Origin of the sequence: Lacinutrix himadriensis (assembly GCF_001418105.1) — a bacterium.
Lineage (GTDB): Bacteria > Bacteroidota > Bacteroidia > Flavobacteriales > Flavobacteriaceae > Oceanihabitans > Oceanihabitans himadriense.
This window is the reverse complement of the sequence record NZ_LIQI01000027.1, coordinates 289,578-313,790: the sequence shown is the minus strand read 5'-3', so window position 1 is coordinate 313,790 and position 24,213 is coordinate 289,578. Positions and strand designations below refer to the sequence as shown.

Sequence of the window (24,213 nt, the reverse complement as noted above, 5' to 3'; positions counted from 1 at the left end):
TGTTAAAATTCTCAAACAGTTGTAAATGAAAGTATTTAATGATATAAACGCATATTTCTTAAATGGAACGGAAAAAGCAAATGATTATTCCAACAGTTTTTATATTAGAAGAATGGATAAGAATAAATTATTTGTAGAACCAAATGATAAATTCTCTGACCCTCATAAAAGAGATTTTTTTGAGGTTGCTGTTTTACAACGAAACTCAAAAAAAATTCAAATTGGTAATCAAACCTTCAAGAAAACCAAAAATAGTTTGGCTATTGTTTCTCCATTTCAAGTCATCAATTATAATATAGTACCACCTAATGATGATGAAGGATATATTATTTACTTTAATCCATCTATTTTTACTAGGTTAAATCAATCTTATGGGCTTCAAAATGAGTTTCCTTTTTTTAAAATTCATACCATGCCTTTATACCAATTATCAGATAATGATTTTAAAGATATATTGCCTATTGCTGAAGAATTGTATCATGAATCTAGAAGTACTGAAATGCACAACCTTGAGATTGTAAGGTCCTTACTCCTCATCTTCCTTTATAAAATAAAGCGGTTTACTCAAGACAATAACGGCATGGTTACAAATAATAGGTATGAAATTATCATGTCGAAGTTTGAACAAGAGATTCTGTCTAGCAACAACCAGTTTTTATCGGTTAATGAGTATGCTTCTCAGATGAATATAAGTCCGATATACCTTACCGAATGTGCTAAAAAAGCAACAGGTAAAAGTGCTCAGAAAATTATAATCGATTATAAAATGTTGTACGCTAAAACGCTTTTACATCAACTGGATAAATCGGTAGCCGAAGTCGCATATGCTTTAAATTTCAATGAAGTTGCTAATTTTAATCAGTTTTTTAAACGTAATATGGGTATCACGGCGACTCAATTTCGTAAGATTTAATACTAAAGCACCAAAGGGATATAAGAGACTGTATTGCAATTATTTCTTCTAACCACAAGACAAAAAATAAGGTTAACAAATTAATGTTAACCTAGTTTTACTTGAGATTTTACCGTTATTATTTTACTCTTGTACACGTGCATTTCCTGCAACACCATGTAAACATTTTATCACTTGATTCCCTCCTGGTTCTCCAGCATGATAATGGTAACCGCGTGTTTCGTCTTCATGACCTCCACAATTATCTAAATCTGTTGGTTGCTTTTCATTGGCATCTAAAAGTGCATAAATACCAAAACCATCCATAGCATACCCTAACATTGGTGCGTGCACATCTGCCTGATTTACTTCTTTTGTAAATCCTGTAGCTGCATGATAATGATAACCTCCATGCGGATTTACATGTCCGCCCTGATCATCTAAAGGCGCTATAGTATGTGCCGCTAATATCGCTTCTGTTGGTGCTGGTGGATCAAAATTAACGCCGTTAAAAGCGACACCAATGGCACCTCTTCTAAAGCGTTGTTCTCTACTGGTATAAACCGGAGTAACAGGAATTGTATATGTTGTTACTTGATCTTTATAATATTTTGGTAAACATTCTACGCAATAATTTTGATAAGCTTCTTCCACATCTGGCTTTGCTGCTCCTTCGCATTCTTCTTGTGTAGCGGTATATTTTACGCTACCATCTTCTCTAAACACTTTCCATGCATCATCTTTATAAAACTCAGCCAATCCTGCAATAAAATGCCCATCTACATCATACACTTTACCATCTTCAAACCAAATACCTCCTTTTTCTTTAGCATCATCAATATGTCTCGGGCACCAAGGTCCCATTGGATGTTCGGATGGTCTAGAGTTTGTTTGAAACACATAACACAAGGTTGGTGTACCGTCTAACGTTACTGTTTCCTGTGTAATTTCACCAATAATATTATCTGCGATAAAATAATCTGGATTTACGGAAACCACTTTTATCGCACTTAATGCCTCGTTATTTTTATCGGATTTACAGGACATAAATAGAACTATGGATGTTAAAAGTAAAATGGGTTTTAAATGCTTGAAGTTTTTCATGTTTATCCGTTTTATTAATTAGTTAGAATCACGAGTCTTTACTCATAACGCAAAGCGGTTATGGGATCTAAAGCCGATGCTTTTCTAGCTGGATACCATCCGAAAAAGATACCTGTTACCGCACAAACGGCAAATGAAATCACAATAGAATATAAAGCCACGCTAGTAGGCCAATTTAAGAATTTTTCTATGAATACGGTGGATCCAAGCCCTAATAATACACCTAACACACCACCTGTAATACTAATTAAAATAGCTTCAATAAGAAATTGCATCAATATATCTGCACCCTTAGCACCTACAGCCATACGTAAACCAATCTCTTTAGTACGCTCTTTTACAGAAACATACATGATATTCATAATCCCAATTCCACCAATTAATAAGGAAATACTTGCTACTGCAACCAATAGTATCGTTAGCATTTCGCTAGTAGAACTAAAAGTTGAAATTAATTCTTCCATAGAACGTACCGTAAAATCGTCGGTATCACTATCGGTTAATTTGTGTTGTTCACGTAAAATTTTAGAGACTTCTATAACTGCATTAGGCGCTTCTTCCTCACTAATTGCAGAAGCCATTATCTGATTTAAATGATCAATAGCCAAAATACGTTTTTGTACGGTTGTGTAAGGCGCAATAACCACATCATCCTGATCTTGACCAAAGGTGTTCTCTCCTTTTTCCTCTAAAACACCAATCACTTTAAACGGAATATTATTAAAACGAATCATTTGCCCCACAGGTTCTTGTCCGTCAGGAAACACATTATCCACAACAGTCTGACCTATTACAGCGACTTTTGAAGCGGTTTGAACTTCTGCATCTGTAAACATGCTTCCGCTCTGTAAACCGACGACTTTAATGTTTAAATATTCTGGATTAACACCATAAATGGATGATGGCCAGTTATTAGATCCATTTATAACCTGACCTCTACCTTCTACCACTGGAGAACTATAACTTATTAAAGTCGATTGTGCTTTAATCGCTTCATAATCACTTAAAGTAAGCGATTCCATAACACTTGCTTCTTGTCTTACACCACCTCTAGTATCAGCTCCCGCTTTTATAGTTATCATATTAGAACCCATTGCAGAAATGGAAGTACGAATACTTTCCTTAGATCCTTCTCCAATGGCTAACATAGCGATTACAGAAGCTACACCTATAATAATTCCAAGCATCGTTAGCAAGGTTCTTGTTTTATTAAGAACGATGGCTTTTGTTGCGATTTTAAATACATTTAATAGTCTCATAATTAATCGTCTTGTTTAGGTAATTGGCTAATTCGTTTGCAGCAGATTGTATATTATCATTTTTATAATCTTGCATAATATTACCATCTTTCAATACAATGGTTCTACTGCTAAAGGTTGCTATATCTGGCTCATGCGTAACAAATGTGATGGTAATACCTTGTTTGTTCAATTCTTGAAACAAGGACATAATCTCATAGGACGTTCGTGTATCCAGGTTTCCTGTGGCTTCATCTGCTAATATCATCACCGGATTATTCACTAGTGATCTAGCAATAGCCACACGTTGTTGTTGCCCTCCCGAAAGTTGCGATGGTGTATGATGTAAACGATCCCCAAGTCCTACTTTTTCTAAAGCTTCAATAGCACGTTTTCTGCGTTCTTCGGAAGAAACCTTGCTATTATATAACAATGGTAATTCCACATTTTCAATAGCCGATGTTCTTGCTAATAAATTATACGATTGAAAAATAAAACCAATCTTCTCGTTTCTAATGGTTGCTAATTCATTTCGAGATAAGTCTTTTACAGATACACCATCAATTTCATAAATTCCCGATGTTGGCTGATCTAAACATCCTAAAATATTTAACATCGTACTTTTTCCAGAACCACTAGATCCCATAATAGTCACAAATTCTCCTTCTTTAATATCAAACGAAATACCTCTTAGCGCATGAACCGTTTCGGTTCCCATGGTAAACTCTCGTTTTAAATCTTCTATTTTAATTATTTCTTTAGTCATAGCTATTGTTATTTTTTTCCTCCTGGACGTTGTGGCATAAACGGACTTTCACTTTTCGCATCAGTACTCACTTCCGATTTTGCAACTCCTTTTAAACTATAGACTAGTTTTTCGCCTTGGCTAACACCACTTAATACTTGTACATTGACACCATCACTTGCTCCTAGTTTTACTACTTTAGGAGTAATTGCTCCGTTAGTTCCTAGTACCCAAAGTGTAGTTCCTTCGCGAGATATTTCGCTATTATTTTCAGATAATTGATGTTGTGTATTATAGGTTGCTAAGGTTTCTCTTTCCGGTTTAAAATTGATGGCTTTCGCTTCCGCAGTTAACACATCATTCAATTCTAAAGTATAAATAGAAATGGTTGCTGTTAATCCTGGTTTTAGTTTTAAGTCTTCATTTTCTGCTTTAATAACCACTGTGTAAGTCACTACATTTGAGGTTACTGTTGGGTCTAAACGAACTTGTGTAACTACACCATTAAATGTTTCACCTATATAGGCATCGACCGTAAATTCTACACGTTGTCCATCTTTTACTAGTCCTATATCTGCTTCATCTACATCTGCTTCTACTTGCATTTCTTTTAAATCTTGTGCAATAGTAAATAGCGTTGGTGTGCTTAAACTTGCGGCTACCGTTTGTCCTTCGTCAATCGCTCTAGACAATACCACACCATCAATTGGCGAATAAATATTGGCATAACCTAAATTAGTTCTGGCTTGTTGTAAATCGGAATAACGCTGCGTTACCGTTCCTTTTGCAGTTTCGTAGTTGAATGCTGCATCATCAAAATCAGATTTACTAATCACTTGATTATCGAACAATGTTTTTTGTCGGTCGTAAATCGTTTTGGTATAATTTCTTTGACTAACCGCATTATCATACACTGCTTGCGCTTGTGTTTTGGCTGCGTTTAGATTGGTTTTATCCAATTCGGCAATCAGCTGGCCTTCGGTAACTACGCTATTGTAGTCCACATATATTTTCTCTACCACACCAGAAACTTGCGTCCCTACTTCTACTTGGGTAATAGGTTCCATAGTTCCGGTTGCTGTCACCATGGTAGTGACGTCTGCTTTTTTAGCTACTATGGTTTTTGCTTCTACTATTATAGCATCGTCGCCTTTTATAAAACTATAGCCTATGACTGCCAATAGTACTATTATCGCGCTTGTTATGATGATTTTCTTTTTAGTTTTCATAATTTTTTGAATTAAAGTTGGATATCGTTTCCTTGGTAAAATTGTAATAATTGGTGGTATAAAATGTTTAAGTATTTCGATTGTAAATAGTTTTGCTGTGCATTAGTAAATGTATTTTGACTAATCACTAAATCGGTAGTACTTAAACCTCCTAATTCATATTTCTTTTGTGCTAGTTTATACGATTGCTCTGCTGCTATTTTGGAAGCTTCCGAAGCAATAACTTGCTCTTGCGCAGATACTGCATTTTGATATGCCGTTTCTACTTTTTTATAGATTTCTTTTTCTGTGCTTTGTTTTTGAATTTCCGCTTTTTCAATATTGATGTTTGCCGTTTTAACCGCTGCTTTGGTTTGGTTTCTATTGAATATTGGAATACTTAATGACAGTCCAATTTTCTGATTGAAATTAATATCAAACTGATCGGAAAAGGTATTATCATTAATACTTGTGAAACCAGAACCAATACTTCCAGATAAGGATAAGGTTGGTAAATAAGCACCTTTAGCAATATCTAATTCTTTCTTATTGGCTTCAATATTTAGAATACTAGATTGTATTTCAGGAAGAAAACCAAGCGCATTGGTATAGACCTTCATTTTATCCAATTCTAGATTTACTAAATCCATGTTTTCATCTATAGTTTGAATCTCTATATCTTCTAAAGGAGATAATTCTAATAATTGTTTTAGCTGAATGATATATTGTTGGTAATCATTTTTAGCTGCAATCACATTATATTTGTTTGTTGCTGTCTGACTTTGGGCTTCAGTATAATCACTTAAAGCAATGGTTCCTGCATCTAAACGTGCTTTTGCTCTTTCTACTTCTTTTTCGGAAGCGGTTACATTGTTTTCCGCAATAGCGATACTTTCTTTACTGTACAGCGTTTGTAAATACACTTCAAGAATATTTAAAGCAATGTTATTTTTTTCTACTTCTTCTTGAAAAACACTTTGCGCTAAGAACAGTTTATTTTGTTTAATTTGATTGTTCAATTGATTCCCTTGAAACAAAGTCATCGAACTGTTAATACCAACATTGGTACTGTTTATTTGATCGGTGACATAACTACTTGTAATAGGATCGATGGTATTTCCGCTAGAAAAATTTTGAGAAGCACTACCAAATAAATTAGGCAGTCTAGACGATTTCGCTTTGCTATAATCTATTTCGGCAATGTCCTTATTTAAGGCTGCATCTTTAACCGTGATGTTGTTTTCAAGAGCATACGTAATGCAATCTTCTAAGGACCATACTTTTGGTATTGTTGCTGTAGTAGCATCTTGCGCAAAAGAGAACTGCACGAAGAATAGACTTGCTAGGATTAGATATAATTTCATTTTTTTGAATGTTTGGTTTTAATACTTCAAAGGTGAAATTATAGTTACTACTATAAAACAGTAATAGATGTTTGCGGGAATTGTCTATACCAAAAGCCTTGTTTTATCGATGGGATTTTTGCGTTGTATCCCATAATTAGAAATTCCCTAAAAATGCAAGCACTTTATCCTTGTAATCCCTTTATTATTAGTATTCTATTTTATTTGGTAAGGAATTTTAACATTTGTCGACAAAACCAAGAACTAACCCATTATTACTAAATGAAATTAACCAAAACTTTAGGCTACTTAGGCCTTCTCGCCTCTATTCTTGTGGGATTAGGCGAATACTTTTTACACTATTCCCCACACATTTTAGAGCATGCTGAGGAGTATGCATTTTTCAAATATGTTACCTTAGAGAATCTTACAACCGGACATTTCTTGGCAGTTATTGGTTTGCCTTTTTATTTTGCTGGATACCTACACATCTACCGAATGCTAAAATCTGGAAACGAAACGTTAGCAAGACTCGTTTTAGCAATAGGTTTTATCGCTTTTGCTGTTGGAGGAATTTGGATTGGATCCAGAGCATCTATCGGTAACATCGTACATTTAAAAGGTACTATGGATCCCACTATCTACCAGAATCTATTAGCAGATTATACCAGTCACATGGAGATTTTAGTAAAAGCACTTCGTATCATCATTGCATCGCTATCTGTTGTTTTTGTTATCGCTATCCTAAAAGGAGGCACTTATTATAAGAAGTGGGTCGCTATTTTTAACCCTATTGTAATACTGCTTTTATTAGTCGTTTTAGGAAAACTAATTCCTTCTTTAGGAAAACATATGCTTCCTATCTTAATGAATGTCACCCATTTTATCCTTTTTACATTATCCCTATATCAACTAAATACATACACTAAAACACCTCAAAATGCTTAAGAAAATTTTAAAATACACCGGAATATTAATCCTTTTACTATTAGTACTTGTACTTGGCTTTTTCTGGAGAGATTCCGTTTCCGATAAATACGATATCAGTATAGCCGATAATAAAATTCCTCAATTTGAAGCAATTGCTCTCGATTTTAAACATCAATATAATGGCGATAAATCTTTGCCAATTGCACCTTCCGCTTTAATTGATATTAATAATGATAATATAGACGAAGTATTTTTTGGAGGTGGTATGTTTCAAGAGGATGCTATTTTTGCATACCGAGATAATAAATTTGTCAATATTTCTTCCGAAGTGAATCTACCTAAAAAAGAAAATACACTAACCACTGTTGGTGTCGTTTCTGCCGATTTTGACAATAACGGTTTTACGGATATTATTCTAGGTAGAGAAGACGGATTAACCATTTATTACAACACCAACGGAAAATTCACCGTTAAAAAAATCGATACACCTATCAATGAAAAATCAACACCTGCAGGATTAACGGTTGGAGATATTGATAAAGATGGGGATTTAGATGTTTTCATGGCTACTTATCTTAAAAAAGAGCTTATGGAAGGCCAAACCATTTTTGAAGATTACACCTATGGATCTACTAGTGAATTACTTTTAAATACGGGAAATGAAAACTTTATAAGTATTACTAAAGAAGCTGGTTTAGATTATGTGCATAATACGTTTCAAGGTGTTTTAGTGGATATCGATAACGATACTTGGCTAGATTTAGTAGTGGTTCATGATACTGGAGAAGCAAGAACCTATAAAAATAATGGCGATCTTACCTATACGATGATGCCAAATCCGTTAACCAAAAAATTTGCATATCCAATGGGATTAGCGGTTGGCGATTACAACAATGATGGTTTGGTAGATTTTATGTTTTCTAATACCGGAAGTACCTTGCCAAGAGCTTTGGCTAAAGGAGATATTAAAGACGCTTCTTTATTTAATGAAAAGTGGATTCTTTTTAGAAATGATGGGGATTTTAAATTTACAGATACTGCCGAAGAAACTAAAATTGCAGATTACGAATTTTCTTGGGGTTGTACCTTTGCCGATATGAATAACGACGGTTTACAAGATTTAATGGTTGCTGAAAACTATGTGGATTTAGCGCCGAATAAACTCTTTAGATTGCCTAGTAGATTCTTAGTGCAAAAAGAAGATGGAACTTTCGCGCCAACCGAAGAAAAAAGTGGTGTTGTGAATCCGTATTACGCCATTACTTCTTTAGTAAGTGATTTTAACCAAGATGGCTATTTGGATATGATTTGGGTAAATATTGATACACCTTCACTAGCCTATATTAATAAAGGCGGAACCAACAATTACCTACAAGTAGATTTAGGAGAATCTGTGCAAGTACAAGGTGCAAAAGTAACTGTTACAACGCCAACCAAAACACTAACCGAATGGCTGGTATCTGGTGAAGGTTTAGCGAGTGATCAAACGGCATTGCTGCAATTCGGATTAGGAGAAGATACCAAGGTCACCAACATTAAAATCTGGTTAACAAACGATATGGAAATTAGTATCGATAATCCGGAAATCAATACCATTATGGATTTGAAATCTGCAGTGGTAAAACAAGAAGAAGTTATAGAAACACCAGAAGAAGCGTTATAGATTTTGATAAAAATTTTCCTATATTATAGTATTCTTAGTGTCCTCATTATAGGATTATTTGGTGCTGGCGGATTAGTTATTGAAGAATTTAAAACAGGCGAAGGTTGCCCTAAAATAATGCACATTCCTATGTGTTTGGTGGTTTTTATTTGTTTTGTGATTCCACTAATAGCACATCTATTACAAAAAGCCAATGTCTTGTATTTTATTTTTACCGGACTTGCAGGCGGCATTGCTTTAGTGGCTTCCATAATGCAGTTTACAGGAAATGCCGAATGCCCTAAAACAGCATCCGGTACACCAATGTGTTACTATTCTTTAGTGCTTTTTAGTACTTTAATTATTTTAAAAATATATTCCCTTAAATTAAAAAAATCATGAACATTTTTAATAATAGTAAAAAAAAAATCCTCTATATATTCTTACTAATAAACTCCATCGTTTTGGGGCAACAAATGGATAAGTCGATTTATTTAATTGGTAATACAGGTACAGTGGATAATACAGAGGTATTATCTGAAATCATCAAAAATTCTGAAAAATCAGAAAACCCGATGTTATTATTTTTAGGAAATTCGATAAATGCGAAGTATTTAAATTCCGATTTTAAAAGCAGTATAGATTCCCAACTGAATACTTTATCTTCATTCGAAGGAGAATCTTTTTTTATACCTGGAGCAAACGAATGGTCAATTAATGGACATAAAGGTGTTCAGTCTGTAGAAAAATATATTCAAAAAAATAGCGATTCTAAATTTTATCCAGATAAAAGTGAAGCAATAAAACATAAGAATATTTCAGAAAACATTGTTCTTATCACTATAGATACACAATGGTTTTTAGAAGATTGGAATAAGGCTACTTATATCAATGAAACGAGTGAAGTTAAAAACAGAACCTTATTCTTTTTAGAATTTGAAAATAGAATTAAAAAAGCGCATGGTAAAATAATTCTTGTGGCTTTGCATCATCCCATAGAAACAAATACCAAACAAGGTTTATGGCATAATGTTGGAGGAATACATGCACAAGATTTTCAGAATAAGGAATATAGAAAATTAAGAAATAGATTAAAAACAATTAGTCAAGGCGTAGACAATATTATTTTTTTATCTGGAAAAGACAAAAATTTACAATTTATAAATAATGGTGTCCCACAAATTATAAGTGGTGCCGCTGGAAAAACTAAAAATGTAGGTAATGTTAGTCCGGGAGAGTTTGGATTAGCGGAAAACGGGTATGCTAAATTAGAGATTTATAATTCTGGTGAAGTTCTCGTTAAATACTATACAGTAAAAAAGGGTACTTCTACGGAAGTCTTTAAGTCTAATATTTTAAAAGGAGTGGATGATGAAGTTCATTATACGTTTAAAGAAAATTTTCCTAAAACGCAGTCGGCATCCATCTATACCAAAGAAGCAATAGATAAAAGTAGCTTATACAAAACCCTTTGGGGAAAACATTATAGAGACTTTTATGGAACAGAAGTAAATGTTCCCGTAGTGCTATTAGACACATTATTGGGAGGACTTTCTCCTATAAAAAGAGGTGGTGGTCAACAATCAAAATCACTTAGATTGGAAGATAAAAACGGAAAACAATTTGTAATGCGTGCGCTAAAAAAAAGTACTACTAAATTTCTTCAAGCAAATCTATTTCCTGAAACTTTTATAGATAACACTTTGGATGATACCGCTATTGACACCTTTTTATCCGATTTTTACACCACATCAAATCCCTATGCTCCATTTGCTATAGGAGCATTATCAAAAGCGGTAAATGTTAATCACACGAACCCTGTATTATACTATATACCTAAGCAAAAAACACTAGGTATATTTAATGATGATTTTGGAGATGAGTTATATATGATAGAGGAACACGTAGGAAGTACGCAAGCAGGATTAAATAGTTTTGGAAAACCTAAAGACATACTTAGTACAGCAGACGTATTGCAAGAAATTCATAAAACAGGAAAGTCGGTTGTAGATGAACCTTCCTATATTAAAGCACGACTTTTTGATATGCTTTTAGGAGATTGGGACAGACATGAAGACCAATGGCGTTGGGCTTTCTTCGAAGATGAAGATGGAACCTCTTATTGTAAACCAATTCCTAGAGATAGAGATCAAGCGTTTTCAAAATATGATGGCGCTCTTATTTCTTTTTTAACACGTTCTGTACCTGCTCTTCGTAAAATGCAATCCTACGATGAGGAAATTAGAAGTGTAAAATGGTTAGCCACTTCCCCTTATCATTTAGATTTAATGTTAATTAATACTTCAAATTGGGACGAATGGGAAAAACAAGTACAACACATACAAGACAACCTGAAAGATGAAACTATAGAAAAAGCTTTTGAAGCGTTCCCTAAAGAAGTTAGCGGAGAAATTGTTTCGAATATAAAAGAAAAACTTAAAGGAAGACGCGCTAATTTAATGAAAATAGCAAAAGCCTATTATAAATATTTAAACAAATTTGAAGTCATTGTTGGCACTCAGAAATCGGATGAATTCACAATAACACGTCTTCCTAATGGAGAAACTTCAATAAAAATAATTCGCAAAGATTTAGGCCTTTTAGATAAAACCTTTTCCAAAGACATTACCAAAGAAATATGGATTTACGGACTAGATGGAAAAGATACTTTTGTTGTTCAAGGTCAAGGTAATGATCTTATCAAAATTAGAATCGTAGGTGGAAAGAAAAACGATACCTATGATTTTAAAAACACGAAAAAAGTAAAGCTTTATGATTATAAAAGTAAAGAAAATACGATCGTAAATAAAAAATCCAAAAAATGGTTAGTAGACGATTATGAAATCAACAATTATGATCATAAAAAGGTAAAGCATAATTTTAATCAAATTTTACCGCTGTTAGGATTTAACCCGGATGATGGAGTGAAAATTGGCGTGCTTAATAATTTTGCTTTTTACGGACTGCAACGAAATCCGTATACTTATAGACATAGTATTAGTGCTGCTTTTTACACAGGAAACTCTGGGTATGATTTATCATATAAAGGGGAATTTTCAAATATTTTTCATCACTGGAATTTTGGTGTTGAAGGTCAGTATACCAGTCCAAATTTTGCACAAAACTTCTTTGGTTATGGAAATGAAACCATTTATGATAAAGAGGATGTAGAAATTGACTTTAATAGAGTAAGCATAAGAAAATGGAGTGCTGCTGTTTCATTAATATGGGAAGGAAAATATGGAGGTTCGTTTTATTTTAAACCTTTAGTAGAGTCTTTTGAAGTTGAAAACGTAGCCGATAGATTCATTAATGCACTACCTGCAAATGCAAGTCTTTTCGAAAAACAAACGTATCTTGGAAGTGAAGTCAATTACAGTTTTAAAAATAAAAATGATATTGCGTATCCAACTCTAGGATTAAATGTAGGAATAACAGCTGGATATAAAGCAGCAATTGACGAAGCAAATAAAAAAAATGCTTTTGGTTATATAAAACCGTTTTTAGCAATAAACCATAAATTAAATAAAAGTGCTAGTTTGGTATTAGCCACAAAAATTGGTGGAGAAGCCATTCTTGGAGATGATTTTGAACTATATCATGCCGCACAATTAGGTGGAGGTGAAAATCTACGAGGATATAGAAAAGAACGTTTTATAGGTAAATACTCCACATTTCATAGTACCGATTTAAGACTTAAAATAGGTGATTTGAATACGAGTATTATACCTGCAAAATATGGAATAACTGGAGGTTATGATTATGGTCGTGTTTGGTTAGAAGAAGATACATCCAACAAATGGCATAATAGTGTTGGTGGTTCTGTTTGGATTAGCGGTTTGGAAACTTTCACACTTAATGCAGGATATTATTCAAGTACAGAAGGAGGAATAGTTTCTTTTGTATTAGGTTTCGCTTTTTAAATAAATTATTAACATATATAAATTATAAATCACATGAAAAAACCAGTTGTAATTGCTCAGGTAAGTGCCTTAAAAAACAAAGAACCAGAACATGCGCTCGTAAACGGGTTGGATTTAGTAATCGTAAAATTTGATGCGGATATTTCGGTGCTTTACGGAAGATGTTTACACCGAGGAGCACTTATGTCCGACGGTCACATCGATGGTCATAATCTAATTTGTGGCGTTCATGGCTGGGATTATCGTGTAGATTCAGGAGTTTCAGAATATAACAATAAAGAAGTCCTTCATAAATTTTCCACTAAAATTGAAGGCGATGATTTACTAGTCGATGCATTCGAAATTGACGCCTATTTAGTGAATAGTCCGCAACCTTTTAATCGCGATGCTTATTTAGGTGCTTATGCAGATACACATCCGAAGAAACAGAACCATACACTGGTTATATCAAAGAGCTTGCTACAAACGGATTAAAAAACCTTGGACATCACGGATTCTCCGCATCTATGGGAGTCGATAGAAATACGTTGCCTAAATGGGATGCGATTCAGTTTTTACCAGCACAATTAGCGACAAGACCTTTGTTAGATGAAGAAGAAGTTGCTACTAAAGTAGTTATTGGTCCAAAGGCTAAAAAACCATTAGAACTAGACATGCCGCTTTTTGTAAGTGATATGAGTTTTGGTGCTTTATCTAAGGAAGCAAAAATAGCATTGTCTAAAGGTGCAGAATTAGCAGGAACAGGAATTTGTTCTGGTGAAGGTGGTATGTTACCCGAAGAACAAGCGAGTAATTCTAGATATTTTTACGAATTAGCTTCGGCGCAATTTGGTTTTTCTTGGGATAAATTAGATCACGTACAGGCCTTTCATTTCAAAGGTGGTCAAGGTGCAAAAACAGGAACTGGCGGACATTTACCAGGGAATAAAGTAAGTGCAGAAATTGCTGCCGTTCGCGGATTAAAAGAAGGAGAAACCGCAATTTCACCAGCTGCAAATCCAAACTTTCATAGCGTACAAGACTTTAAAGATTTTTCAGAAAAAGTAAGAGAACGTACTGGCGGTATTCCAATAGGGTTTAAAATTGCTGCAAGTCATATTGAAAAAGATATTCAGTTTGCACTAGATGTTGGTGTAGATTATATCATTCTCGATGGTCGTGGTGGCGGAACAGGCTCCGCTCCTACCATTTTAAGAGATCATATTAATGTGCCAACTATTCCTGCATTAGCAAGAGCACGAGCATATATGGATAAAGTTGGTGCTACCGACGTTACTTTGGTAATTACTGGAGGTTTACGGGTTGCCGAAGACTTCGCAAAAGCAATGATGCTAGGTGCAGACGCTATTGCGGTTTCCAATTCGGCATTACAAGCTATCGGTTGTTTAGGCATGCGCGCTTGCGGATCTAATAATTGTCCGGTAGGAATTGCAACACAAAAGGAATCGCTACGTAGTCGATTAATTATAGACGCTTCGGCAAAACAATTACACAACTTTTTTGATGCTACCAACGATTTGATAAAAGTAGTTTCGAGAGCTTGTGGTTATGATGATATTTCCAAATTTCAACATAGCGATCTTTCTACTTACGATTATGAGATACACAAACTAACCGGAATCGATTACGCCGGAATAAAATAAGATACCATGGAAAAACAAATGCATTTAGCAGCGCAATATTTGGCTGCAGCTGGAATTAGCTTTTTAGAAAAAAAAGCAGACGACAGCCATACCAATTTAGGATTTAACACCGAAAACGGGTGCCTTTCTACGCATGCACTTTCCGACGATGGCGATGTACTTTGCTTGGATTATGAAAAATTTGCGTTAGTATGGAAATCGGAAAAAGAAAGCATCACTTTCCTTTTAGATGGCGTAACACACGCCGAAGTTTTACAATGGCTTAGCGATACTTCGAAAGCTTTTTTAGATAAGAAATATCAGTATACATTTCATTATGATTTACCATATAACATAGACGATACATTCACCTTTCAATTAGAAGATGCAGCAAAACTAAAAGCGTTAATGCAACTTCGTGTTTTAGCACAATGTGTTCTGCAAGAGATAGATACAAAACTTAACCTAAATGCTTCCATTAGAATCTGGCCACATCATTTTGATACCGGTATTTATAGTCCGCTACCCAATTCAGACATAACCATAGGATTAGGTTTGGCAATACCAGATAATGTTTCCAATACACATTATTTATATATCTCTGGATACCAAAATGGTAATAAAATAGACACTGATTCCTTCCCAAAACTAGCATCTGGAGCATGGAAATCTAATGGATTTACAGGTGCAATTCTTAAGGCAGATAGCCTAACAGTGCCAGAAGGTGTTGCTTTTTTTGAAGCAGCAATCCAACAACTAAAAACAAAATAAAGAAAATGAATACAATAGATTTATATGGTGCCGATTGGTGTCCAGATTGCCAAAGAGCAAAAGCATATTTAAAAGAAAATAATGTCGATTTTAACTTTATCGATGTCGATTTAGACAAAGATGCAACCGCTCGTGTAGAAGGTATCAATAACGGAAAACGCATTATACCAACCATTCTAATTAACGAAAAACCATATACCAATCCAGACAATAGTGTTTTGGCAAATGTATTAGGTATTAATGACGAAGGACGTGTTATTTTATATGGTGCCGATTGGTGTCCGGATTGCCAACGTGCAAAAGGATATTTACAAGACAACCATATTAATTTTCAATATATAGAAGTTGATAAGTACGATTGGGCTGCGCAAAAAGTAGAAGAAATTAATAATGGAAAACGTATTATCCCTACCCTATTTATTGGTGATAAAAGTTATACCAATCCGGATAATTCTATTTTAAAAGCCGTTTTAAACATTGGTAAAGAATCCGAGAAAAAGGTCTACGATAGTATTATTGTTGGTGCTGGTGCTGCAGGATTAACGGCTTCTATTTATATTCAACGCGATCGTTTTAGTTCTTTAATTTTAGAAAAGAAGAATATTGGCGGAAATGCCTTTTTAACCCAAAAGATTGAAAACTATCCTGGCTTTACAGAGATTTCTGGTCCGAAATTAATGCAACGCATGTCCGAACAAGCAAAAGTATACGGCGCAACTATTGAAACTGGCGTAGAAGTGAAAAGCATTGCTAAAAACGGAAACCTATTTGATATCGATTCTAATATGGGCGCTTACCAGAGTAAATCTGTAGTATTGGCTTTAGGTTCTACCTATAGAAAATTAGGGATTGCCAATGAAGAGGATTTAATCGGTGCCGGAATTCATTTTTGTGCAACCTGTGATGGTGCTTTTTATAGAGATAAAGAAATTCTTGTTATTGGTGGCGGAAATAGCGCTTTGGAAGAAGGCATCTTTCTCGCAGGATTTTGTAAAAAAGTAATCCTTATAAATCGTGGCGCAACATTTTCTGCTTCGGAAACTTATATCGAAAAACTACCTTCTATAAAAAACATCGAAACCCATCTGAACAAAGAATCTTTAGGATTTACAAAAGATGAAAAAGGCAATTTTAAAGGTTTGGAAGTAAAAGATAAAACCACTGGAGAAACGGAAGAATTTACCGCAGATGGTGCGTTTATTTTTATCGGATTAATTCCGAATACAACGAGCGTAAAAGGTCTTATTGATTTAAACAAAAACGGTTTTATTACTACAACCGCTTTAGGAGAAACCAATATACCTGGTGTTTTTGCTGCTGGTGATTGCAGAGAAGGTGCTATTGCACAAGTGGCTGCTGCTACTGGTGAAGGCGTATTAGCAAGTTATGCCGTACGAAATCATTTAAAATAGAAATATGGAAAACTGGTATTTACCAATCACCATTGTGCCTGGTTTGGGCTTGCTTATTCTTTCTACTTCCAACCTAATGGTAACCTTAAGTAATGAGATAAGCGCAATGATTGAAAATTCTAAAGAGAAAGCAATTATAGCCAGAAAATTAAAACAATTGAAATTGCTTAATATGGCCATGGTATTTTTCTATGTTGCGGTAGCACTATTATTAGTTTCCGCGGTATGTAACGGTTTATATGCAATAGATAAAGCATCCTTATACATCAGCGTTTTGGCAATTGTTTTTGCAATTATCGGACTTTTTTCTTTGGTCCTATTTTCGTTTAGAGCAGTAAGCATTCGTCAAAATCAATTTAAAAACAAGCAAGATAAAATCTGAACATATTATGGAGAAAACAACAAAATGGTATAGCGTACTAAAAGACAAAAAGACACTTCCCGAAGGTCGTGTACAAACGGTAACTGCAGGGCATCAAGGTATTTGCTTAACACATTATGACGGTAAGTTTTCTGCATTAGATAATAAATGCCCGCATCAAGGTGGACCATTAGGAGAAGGTTCTATTGAAAACGGCTTGTTACGTTGTCCTTGGCATGGATGGGATTTTGACCCTTGTTCCGGCTTACCTCCTGGTGGATTTGATGATGGCGTAAAAACCTTCGAAGTAAAACAAGAAGGTGATGAAATTTTTGTTGGTATTCAAGAAGAAGAGAAACATCAAGATACTATTTCGGATGTGATGATGCAAACCATGGTAAATTGGGGAGTAGATACTGGTTTTGGAATGGTAGGCCATTCTAACCTAGCGGTTGCTGATGCTATGATGCGATTAGAGCAACAAGGTAAGTTTCAGTTTTTTGGTATTCGCCACGAAGGTGCGGCAGCTTTTGCAGCTTCCGCCTATGGGAAACTAATGGGTAAACCAGCAGTTTGTTTTGGTATTGCAGGTCCTGGTTCTACCAATATGTTCACAGGAATGTGGGATGCAAAAGTAGACCGCGCACCAATGTTAGTATTATCGGGTCAAGTAAATACGCAAGTACTTGGTACAGGTGCTTTTCAAGAAGTAGATTTAGTTGGTGCTTTTCAAACGGTAGCAAACTTTAATCATAGTGTGCAGCAAAACTCAAAACATAGCGAATTAATGAGTTTAGCAATAAAAAGTGCTTTATTAAACAGAGATGTTTCCCATATCACTTTTCCAGATGAAGTTGCTTTTATGCCTAAACCAAAAGTCGAAGAAGCGCAAACACCAGAAGGCAGAATAACACCAATGAATATTTCGCCACCAAGACAAATGGTTGCAAAAGCAGTAGACATGTTAGCAAATTCTAAAATGCCTGCTATTATTGTTGGGCATGGTGCACGTTTTCATATGAAAGCAATTATTGCATTTGCTGAAAAATTAAACTGCCCAGTAATTACTACGTTTAAGGCAAAAGGGCAAATTTCAGACCATCACGATTTAGGTTGTGGTGTTTTAGGACGAAGTGGAACGCCAATCGCATCGTGGTTTATGAATGAAAGTGATTTGTTACTCGTATTTGGTGCATCCTTTTCTAATCATACCGGTATCACACCAAAAAAGCCAATTATTCAAGTAGATTATGATCCTACAGCTTTAAGCAAATTTCATAAAGTAGATGCTGCACTTTGGGGAGAAATTTCGGAAACTTTAGCATTAATTGAAGAACAAACGAAAGGTAAACTAAATACGGTCGACAGACGTAAAGAAATTGCAAGTCGTTGGTCTATTTGGAAAGAAGAAAAAGCAAGTCGATTAAAAGACGAAAGCGAAGTCGGACTTAGTTCTATTGCTGTTTTTGAAGCGATGAATAAAGTGGTACCAGACAATGCCGTAATTGCTGTAGATGTTGGAAATAACACCTACTCTTTCGGACGCTATTTTGAACCTAAAAATCAATCGGTTTTAATGTCTGGTTATTTAGGATCTATAGGCTTTTCATTGCCAGCAGCAATGGGAGCTTGGGCAGCACAAGGAAAAGAAAGACCAATTTGGTCGGTTTCTGGTGATGGTGGTTTCGGACAATATTTAGGAGAAATGATGACATTAGTGAAATACAATATGAACATCAAGCATGTATTGCTAAACAACTCCGAAATTGGAAAAATCTCGAAAGAACAAAAAGCAGCAGAACTAGACGTTTGGAAAACATCTTTACACAATGCTAATTTTGCCAAATATGCCGAAAACTGTGGCGCTTTAGGAATAAGAGTTACAAAAAATGAAGAATTAATACCGGCTTTAGAAAAGCTAAGAGATCATAAAGGTCCAGCATTATTAGAAATAATAACAGACGCAACATTAATATAAATAAACATGAAAATGAATCAAAATTTAGAAAACGGAATAGCTGCACAAGGATTTGACGTTGTATCATTCTTTAACGGAAGCCCTAAAAAAGGAAATGAAGCTTACAATTCAAATTATAATGGCGGAAAGTACTTATTTGCTTCACTAAAAGATAAAGAAAAATTTGAAGGATCACCTGAATCTTACGTACCGCAATATGGTGGATTTTGCGCCATTGCGATGTCTGAAGATAAAGCACTCAATCCAAATCCAAAAAGTTGGGAAGTAAGAGATGGTAAATTATATTTTTTTACTCGTAAGCTTTTCGGAATTATTGATGCAAAACGTCAATGGGTTAAAAAACCAGAGGAATTAAGAGACTTAGCAGATACTGCTTGGGCTAAAATGAATGCGTAATTCGGTTTTAGTTTCATAGAAAATACAAGGGAAAGATAGAAGTACATTTTTCTTCCATTCCCCTCTTGTATTCATTAGTAGTAAGTTTATAACAAAAGAATATAGTTACAAAGTTTGTAGCACTGTATAGCATGCATTTAAGAATTATGAAGAATAGAATAAAAGGTATTAGTTATTTATTGTTATTGTGTGTTACTACAAGTCTTCCAGCGCAAGATTTATCCGCACTCTTTGAACAACTCGATGCTTCCGTTGTGACCATAGAAGTCGTAGAATATAAAGTAAAAGACCAGAAAATAACAAGTTCTGGTGGTTTAGGGTCTGGTGTTATAATTAACAAAGAAGGCTTAATTCTTACCGCTTCACATGTGGTGGAATCTGCAAATGAAATTTCTGTAAAACTTCTAAACGGCACTTCTTTTCCTGCAGATGTAATAGCAAGTTCTACTGCAGCAGATGTTGCACTTGTTAAATTACGAATAGTCCCACCAAACCTAAAACCAGCAACATTAGGACATTCTGGGAATTCAAAAATTGGAGAGCAGATACTTATTATCGGAGCACCTCGTGGTTTGGAACACTCCTTATCGGTTGGCCATATAAGTCGTAAGATGGAGAAAAACACGATTTCTAATGGAGCGATGGCAGGATTTATACAGACAGATGCTTCTATAAATCAAGGAAACTCTGGAGGACCAATGTTTAATCTAAAAGGGGAAGTTATCGGGATTGTTAGCTTTATACTAACTAATAGTGGCGGGTTTGAAGGACTTGGATTCGCGGTAGATATCGATACTGCTAAAAATATTTTATTCGACGTTAATAGTTTTTGGACAGGATTTGACGGTGTTTTTTTAAACGAAGGATTAGCAGGAGTTTTTAATACCCCACAAAAATCTGGCGTACTAATTCAACGCGTAACGCCTAATTCATTTGCAGATAAAATCGGATTACAGCCCGGTGTTTTTCAAGCGGAAATATTAGGTCAGAACTTATGGTTAGGAGGAGATATCATTTTAAGCATTCAAGGCTTAAGTTGCAATGCGCCTCACGATTTAGGTAATATAAAAACACAAATAGAAGCGCTCCAGGTTGGTGATCAAGTCCTTATTGAAGTTTTGAGAAAAGGAAAAGTAGTAACGCTTACAGCTAATTTTTAAGATACATGGAGTTACCAGCAATAATGAATTGGAATAAAGTCACGCAATACAAGTATTTGATTGCACTATTGGCAGCTTTCAATTTTTTATTGACACCATTACATATAGCGCTTAGCCATCTTAGTGCGAGTTATGTTGTAGTAATAAATTATACATTGGTAATTCTAAGTAGCGCGTTACTCGCATCTACGAAATTAGCAAAATTAACGACTTATGTTATCGGTTTTCTAACCTTAATGGCTATTTGGTTAGAACTATCTAATGCAGATTCTAATCCGATTTTCATTTGTAGATTGGCGTTTTCCTTTTTATTATTTACTTGTTTCAGCGTGATACTTATCCGGCAATTATTAAAAATAAAGGATATAAATCTGCAGTTTATATTAGGTCCTTTACTAGGCTTTCTTTACTTAGGAATTATTGGAGGCATCCTTTTTGAGTCGATTCATTTTTTAGATCCCAATTCCTTTCAACTAGTTAAAGGGTTTTCAGGTTTTAGTTTTTATTATTTCAGTTTTATAAGTATCACCACTGTTGGTTATGGCGACATAACACCACTTACAGCACCAGCACAATCCCTTACGCTGGTTATGAATATCATCGGACAATTTTATCTCGCTATTGTTATCGGTGTTTTTGTTGGGAAATACATTAATACAAAATCAAAATAAAATGTTCGAATCGTTCAGTATTATATTTACCATCGCAGCACTTTTTAACTTCATTAATTATAAGTGGTTAAAATTACCAACTACTATCGGGTTAATGATTTTAAGTTTACTTTTAATTATTCCATTAATGTTAAGTGAAGATGTATTTCCAGAATTTTACAAATTCTTTTGTGACATTATAGTGAACGCCGATTTTAAAACACTATTACTAGATGGTATATTAAGCTTTTTACTATTTGCAGGAGCATTACATGTCAACCTTGCTACACTTAACAAAGAAAAAAAATCCATTTTTCTATTTGCAACCTTAGGCGTTCTTATCTCCACATTTTTAGTGGGTGCTTTATTCTATTTTGGCGCAGCATTATTTGGTTTAGAATTACCTTTTCTACACGCGCTCTTGTTTGGTGCTTTAATCTCACCTACCGATCCCATTGCGGTGATGTCTATTTTAAAGGAAGCAAATATTGCAGAAAGTTTAGGCATAAAAATAGAAGGAGAATCCTTATTTAATGATGGTATTGGTGTAGTTGTTTTTTCTGGAATCTTATTAATAACTACAGCAACAGGAGCACATAGTACAGCCGAAATAGGAACAGAAATTGGCATGCTATTTCTAGAAGAAGCCGTTGGTGGCATACTTTACGGATTACTCATTGGTTTTCTGGGTTTAAAATGTATTCAATCTTTAAAAGAAAATCCGCAATTAGCTGTAATGATTACCCTTGCTACGGTTATGGGAGGAACTGCAGGTGCACTTATGTTACACGTGTCGGCACCATTAGCAATGGTAGTTGCAGGATTATTTATAGGAAATAAAATCCATGTTAATGAAGATAAAAATCCAGTACAAAAAGCAATTAGTGCCTTTTGGGAGATTTTAGATGATGTATTTAATGGTATTTTATTTGTACTTATTGGGCTTGCTATTCACTTATTAGATTTCAATACCAGTTATGTTTTATTAGGTATGCTAACTATTTTAATAGTGCTACTAGCACGATTCATTTCTGTACTTCTGCCCTATTCTTTATTAAAACACGAAGAAAAAAAACCAATAAAAACTATAGCCATTCTAACTTGGGGAGGACTACGTGGCGGTATTTCTATAGCATTGGCTTTAAGTTTAAGTCCCGAATTTTCGGGAGATTTAATACTGCATATCACTTACATTATCGTTTTGTTTTCTATTATTGTACAAGGATTAAGTATTGGTCGTTTTGTAAAGAAATTATTTAAATAAACAACAGATTCAAAAAAAATGAAAAAGGTAAAATGTCTGTGTTTTGTAATTGCTATAAGTATTACAAACTATAGTTTTTCGCAATTGGGTGATTTAGCTAAAATAGATTACACGATACTTCCAGCAGGAAATTCGAATATAGAATACACTCGCGCCAGAGCTTTATTTAATGTGCCTATAAAACTTAAAAAAGAAAAAGAGTATTTGTTTTTAGGATTAGATTACAGCAATTTCAATTTGCGAATGGATGGCGATGCTTTTCCTTATGATAAAGAACAACTGAGCGATTTTCAGTCGTTGGATATTAATATTGGCTACACCACGCCATTAAAGAACGATTGGCGTTTAGGAGCGAGATTATCTCCTGGATTTAGCACCAATTTATCGGCAACCAGTTTGTCTTTTGAAGATGTGATACTTTCCGGAGTCGTGGTATTTATAAAGAATAAAAAAGAAAGCGAAGCCGTTAAGAAACCGTGGCGACTTATTATTGGCGCGTCCTATTCTGGAAATCGTGGTTTTCCATATCCACTACCTTTTATTAGTTATTACCGAAAATTTCATCCCAAATGGTCGTATAATGTTGGGATTCCTAAAACGAATCTACAATATCATATTTCTGGAAAACACCGACTAAAAGCCTATGCAGATTTAGACGGATTTACAGCCAACCTACAGCGTGGTGTGCTTGTAAATGAAGACGAAGTAGCCGAAAGTGTAAACATGTCTTTAATACTAAGCGGACTGCAATATGAATATCATTTCACCAAACATATACAGTTTTATGCACGGACTTCCTATATTTTGAGTAATTCCGTTAATTTAAGAGATAAAAACAGAGACGATATTATCGATTTAGATAATTCGAATAGCCTGTACTTAAGAACAGGATTGAGATTTAAACTTTAAGAAAAACGGATTATGAGTAATAAGCAAAAGGAAAAGGCAGAAGATACCTATTTAATGGAAGAATTAAATATTGATAAAGACGCCTTAAAAAAACTAAAAAAGAAACTATCTAAAATCTCACCAAGATCTGAGCGTGGTGTGGAAACTCTATTTAGGTTATTGTCTAAAAACCAATACACCTTAAATACCATGATAGATACCAAATCGAATATATTAATCTCTATCAATGCCTTAATTTTATCCTTGATATTAGGAACAGTAATGAGCCAATTAAGTAACGACCCACATCTTATTTATCCCATAGTAATGATACTAATCACCAATCTAGCATCCATTACTTTTGCCATTTTTGCCACACGTCCAGAATTGGTACACGGAAAAAGTGATGCCAGAAACCTCATGTTTTATGGCAATTTTCAAGATATGGAAGAAGATGAATATGTTGACAGCATCACCAACTTAATGAATGAAGGCGATGAACTCTATAAAACCATAGCCAAAGACACCTACCATTTAGGAAAAACCATTGACCGTAAATTTAAACTACTACGTAAATCGTTTAACATCTTTTTAATTGGTATTATTTTATCGGTAATCGCATTTATTGGTTGTCATGCATTGTTTGGTGGGTTGATGTAGTTAAGCGGATTGCAGTATGAATATCA

Annotated in this window: 22 protein-coding genes; 17 read left to right on the top strand and 5 right to left on the bottom strand. The window is 34.6% G+C overall.

Annotated elements, in window-relative coordinates; genetic code table 11:
- The first annotated feature begins 25 nt into the window (after positions 1–25).
- Complete coding sequence (locus AMD28_RS14640) at positions 26–913, top strand: AraC family transcriptional regulator (RefSeq protein ID WP_055444877.1); 888 nt, start codon at positions 26–28, stop codon at positions 911–913.
- A gap of 123 nt (positions 914–1,036) precedes the next feature.
- Here AMD28_RS14640 and AMD28_RS14635 read toward each other — a convergent pair whose 3' ends face one another.
- From AMD28_RS14635 to AMD28_RS14615, 5 genes are read right to left on the bottom strand one after another with little or no spacing between them, the layout of a single operon-like run.
- A complete protein-coding gene (locus AMD28_RS14635) occupies positions 1,037–1,996 on the bottom strand; it encodes a YHYH protein (protein ID WP_055444876.1) in 960 nt (319 codons plus the stop codon).
- A gap of 38 nt (positions 1,997–2,034) precedes the next feature.
- On the bottom strand, positions 2,035–3,255 hold the full coding sequence (locus AMD28_RS14630) for an ABC transporter permease (protein WP_055444875.1): 1,221 nt from the start codon (positions 3,253–3,255) through the stop codon (positions 2,035–2,037).
- Positions 3,233–4,000, bottom strand: coding sequence for an ABC transporter ATP-binding protein (locus tag AMD28_RS14625; protein WP_055444874.1), 768 nt, complete (start codon positions 3,998–4,000; stop codon positions 3,233–3,235). The genes AMD28_RS14630 and AMD28_RS14625 overlap by 23 nt, the downstream gene beginning before the upstream one ends.
- An 8-nt stretch (positions 4,001–4,008) precedes the next feature.
- Positions 4,009–5,208 (bottom strand): efflux RND transporter periplasmic adaptor subunit, encoded by a 1,200-nt coding sequence (locus tag AMD28_RS14620; protein WP_241492526.1) that lies wholly within the window; start codon positions 5,206–5,208, stop codon positions 4,009–4,011.
- 11 nt (positions 5,209–5,219) lie between these two features.
- Positions 5,220–6,551, bottom strand: a complete 1,332-nt coding sequence (locus AMD28_RS14615; RefSeq protein WP_055444872.1) for a TolC family protein — start codon at positions 6,549–6,551, stop codon at positions 5,220–5,222.
- Between the two features lie 261 nt (positions 6,552–6,812).
- Here AMD28_RS14615 and AMD28_RS14610 point away from each other — a divergent pair, with 261 nt between their 5' ends.
- The 16 genes from AMD28_RS14610 (at position 6,813) to AMD28_RS14540 (ending at position 24,187) form a co-directional block, all read left to right on the top strand.
- Positions 6,813–7,478, top strand: coding sequence for a DUF6796 family protein (locus AMD28_RS14610; protein ID WP_055444871.1), 666 nt, complete (start codon positions 6,813–6,815; stop codon positions 7,476–7,478).
- Positions 7,471–9,123: an FG-GAP repeat domain-containing protein gene (locus AMD28_RS14605; RefSeq protein ID WP_055444870.1), complete on the top strand. Its 1,653-nt coding sequence runs from the start codon at positions 7,471–7,473 to the stop codon at positions 9,121–9,123. Before AMD28_RS14610 ends, AMD28_RS14605 begins: the two co-directional genes overlap by 8 nt.
- Positions 9,124–9,126: 3 nt before the next feature.
- Positions 9,127–9,504, top strand: coding sequence for a hypothetical protein (locus AMD28_RS14600; protein ID WP_055444869.1), 378 nt, complete (start codon positions 9,127–9,129; stop codon positions 9,502–9,504).
- A 74-nt stretch (positions 9,505–9,578) separates the two neighbouring features.
- Entirely contained in the window at positions 9,579–13,025 is a 3,447-nt protein-coding gene (locus tag AMD28_RS14595) for a hypothetical protein (RefSeq protein ID WP_055444868.1), read from the top strand.
- Positions 13,026–13,058: 33 nt separating this feature from the next.
- On the top strand, positions 13,059–13,499 hold the full coding sequence (locus AMD28_RS18800; protein ID WP_206542247.1) for a Rieske (2Fe-2S) protein: 441 nt from the start codon (positions 13,059–13,061) through the stop codon (positions 13,497–13,499).
- Positions 13,500–13,531: 32 nt separating this feature from the next.
- Positions 13,532–14,668, top strand: a complete 1,137-nt coding sequence (locus AMD28_RS14590; RefSeq protein WP_206542246.1) for an FMN-binding glutamate synthase family protein — start codon at positions 13,532–13,534, stop codon at positions 14,666–14,668.
- A 6-nt stretch (positions 14,669–14,674) separates the two neighbouring features.
- Positions 14,675–15,418 carry a hypothetical protein gene (locus AMD28_RS14585; RefSeq protein ID WP_055444867.1) on the top strand — a complete coding sequence of 248 codons (744 nt, stop codon included), beginning with the start codon at positions 14,675–14,677 and terminating at the stop codon, positions 15,416–15,418.
- A gap of 5 nt (positions 15,419–15,423) precedes the next feature.
- Complete coding sequence (locus AMD28_RS14580; protein WP_055444866.1) at positions 15,424–16,830, top strand: FAD-dependent oxidoreductase; 1,407 nt, start codon at positions 15,424–15,426, stop codon at positions 16,828–16,830.
- 4 nt (positions 16,831–16,834) lie between these two features.
- Entirely contained in the window at positions 16,835–17,212 is a 378-nt protein-coding gene (locus AMD28_RS14575; protein WP_055444865.1) for a hypothetical protein, read from the top strand.
- Positions 17,213–17,219: 7 nt separating this feature from the next.
- Positions 17,220–19,169, top strand: a complete 1,950-nt coding sequence (locus AMD28_RS14570) for a thiamine pyrophosphate-dependent enzyme (protein WP_055444864.1) — start codon at positions 17,220–17,222, stop codon at positions 19,167–19,169.
- A 6-nt stretch (positions 19,170–19,175) separates the two neighbouring features.
- Entirely contained in the window at positions 19,176–19,565 is a 390-nt protein-coding gene (locus AMD28_RS14565; RefSeq protein ID WP_055444863.1) for a YHS domain-containing (seleno)protein, read from the top strand.
- Between the two features lie 146 nt (positions 19,566–19,711).
- Positions 19,712–20,725, top strand: a complete 1,014-nt coding sequence (locus AMD28_RS14560; protein ID WP_152975623.1) for a S1C family serine protease — start codon at positions 19,712–19,714, stop codon at positions 20,723–20,725.
- A gap of 5 nt (positions 20,726–20,730) precedes the next feature.
- Positions 20,731–21,396, top strand: coding sequence for a potassium channel family protein (locus AMD28_RS14555; protein WP_055444861.1), 666 nt, complete (start codon positions 20,731–20,733; stop codon positions 21,394–21,396).
- A 1-nt stretch (position 21,397) separates the two neighbouring features.
- Positions 21,398–22,639, top strand: a complete 1,242-nt coding sequence (locus AMD28_RS14550) for a cation:proton antiporter (RefSeq protein WP_055445058.1) — start codon at positions 21,398–21,400, stop codon at positions 22,637–22,639.
- A gap of 18 nt (positions 22,640–22,657) precedes the next feature.
- Positions 22,658–23,548, top strand: coding sequence for a DUF6268 family outer membrane beta-barrel protein (locus AMD28_RS14545; protein ID WP_055444860.1), 891 nt, complete (start codon positions 22,658–22,660; stop codon positions 23,546–23,548).
- Positions 23,549–23,560: 12 nt separating this feature from the next.
- Positions 23,561–24,187 (top strand): Pycsar system effector family protein, encoded by a 627-nt coding sequence (locus tag AMD28_RS14540; protein ID WP_055444859.1) that lies wholly within the window; start codon positions 23,561–23,563, stop codon positions 24,185–24,187.
- The last annotated feature ends 26 nt before the right edge of the window (positions 24,188–24,213 follow it).

Excerpts from the sequence above, each read along its gene's own strand:
- AMD28_RS18800 (WP_206542247.1), top strand. The coding sequence starts at position 13,059 with ATGAAAAAACCAGTTGTAATTGCTCAGGTAAGTGCCTTAAAAAACAAA.
- AMD28_RS14635 (WP_055444876.1), bottom strand. The coding sequence starts at position 1,996 with ATGAAAAACTTCAAGCATTTAAAACCCATTTTACTTTTAACATCCATA.
- AMD28_RS14630 (WP_055444875.1), bottom strand. The coding sequence starts at position 3,255 with ATGAGACTATTAAATGTATTTAAAATCGCAACAAAAGCCATCGTTCTT.
- AMD28_RS14590 (WP_206542246.1), top strand. The coding sequence starts at position 13,532 with ATGGGAGTCGATAGAAATACGTTGCCTAAATGGGATGCGATTCAGTTT.
- AMD28_RS14605 (WP_055444870.1), top strand. The coding sequence starts at position 7,471 with ATGCTTAAGAAAATTTTAAAATACACCGGAATATTAATCCTTTTACTA.
- AMD28_RS14620 (WP_241492526.1), bottom strand. The coding sequence starts at position 5,208 with ATGAAAACTAAAAAGAAAATCATCATAACAAGCGCGATAATAGTACTA.
- AMD28_RS14575 (WP_055444865.1), top strand. The coding sequence starts at position 16,835 with ATGGAAAACTGGTATTTACCAATCACCATTGTGCCTGGTTTGGGCTTG.
- AMD28_RS14540 (WP_055444859.1), top strand. The coding sequence starts at position 23,561 with ATGAGTAATAAGCAAAAGGAAAAGGCAGAAGATACCTATTTAATGGAA.
- AMD28_RS14580 (WP_055444866.1), top strand. The coding sequence starts at position 15,424 with ATGAATACAATAGATTTATATGGTGCCGATTGGTGTCCAGATTGCCAA.
- AMD28_RS14555 (WP_055444861.1), top strand. The coding sequence starts at position 20,731 with ATGGAGTTACCAGCAATAATGAATTGGAATAAAGTCACGCAATACAAG.
- AMD28_RS14545 (WP_055444860.1), top strand. The coding sequence starts at position 22,658 with ATGAAAAAGGTAAAATGTCTGTGTTTTGTAATTGCTATAAGTATTACA.
- AMD28_RS14615 (WP_055444872.1), bottom strand. The coding sequence starts at position 6,551 with ATGAAATTATATCTAATCCTAGCAAGTCTATTCTTCGTGCAGTTCTCT.
- AMD28_RS14565 (WP_055444863.1), top strand. The coding sequence starts at position 19,176 with ATGAAAATGAATCAAAATTTAGAAAACGGAATAGCTGCACAAGGATTT.
- AMD28_RS14585 (WP_055444867.1), top strand. The coding sequence starts at position 14,675 with ATGGAAAAACAAATGCATTTAGCAGCGCAATATTTGGCTGCAGCTGGA.
- AMD28_RS14640 (WP_055444877.1), top strand. The coding sequence starts at position 26 with ATGAAAGTATTTAATGATATAAACGCATATTTCTTAAATGGAACGGAA.
- AMD28_RS14625 (WP_055444874.1), bottom strand. The coding sequence starts at position 4,000 with ATGACTAAAGAAATAATTAAAATAGAAGATTTAAAACGAGAGTTTACC.
- AMD28_RS14560 (WP_152975623.1), top strand. The coding sequence starts at position 19,712 with ATGAAGAATAGAATAAAAGGTATTAGTTATTTATTGTTATTGTGTGTT.
- AMD28_RS14570 (WP_055444864.1), top strand. The coding sequence starts at position 17,220 with ATGGAGAAAACAACAAAATGGTATAGCGTACTAAAAGACAAAAAGACA.
- AMD28_RS14610 (WP_055444871.1), top strand. The coding sequence starts at position 6,813 with ATGAAATTAACCAAAACTTTAGGCTACTTAGGCCTTCTCGCCTCTATT.
- AMD28_RS14550 (WP_055445058.1), top strand. The coding sequence starts at position 21,398 with ATGTTCGAATCGTTCAGTATTATATTTACCATCGCAGCACTTTTTAAC.
- AMD28_RS14595 (WP_055444868.1), top strand. The coding sequence starts at position 9,579 with ATGGATAAGTCGATTTATTTAATTGGTAATACAGGTACAGTGGATAAT.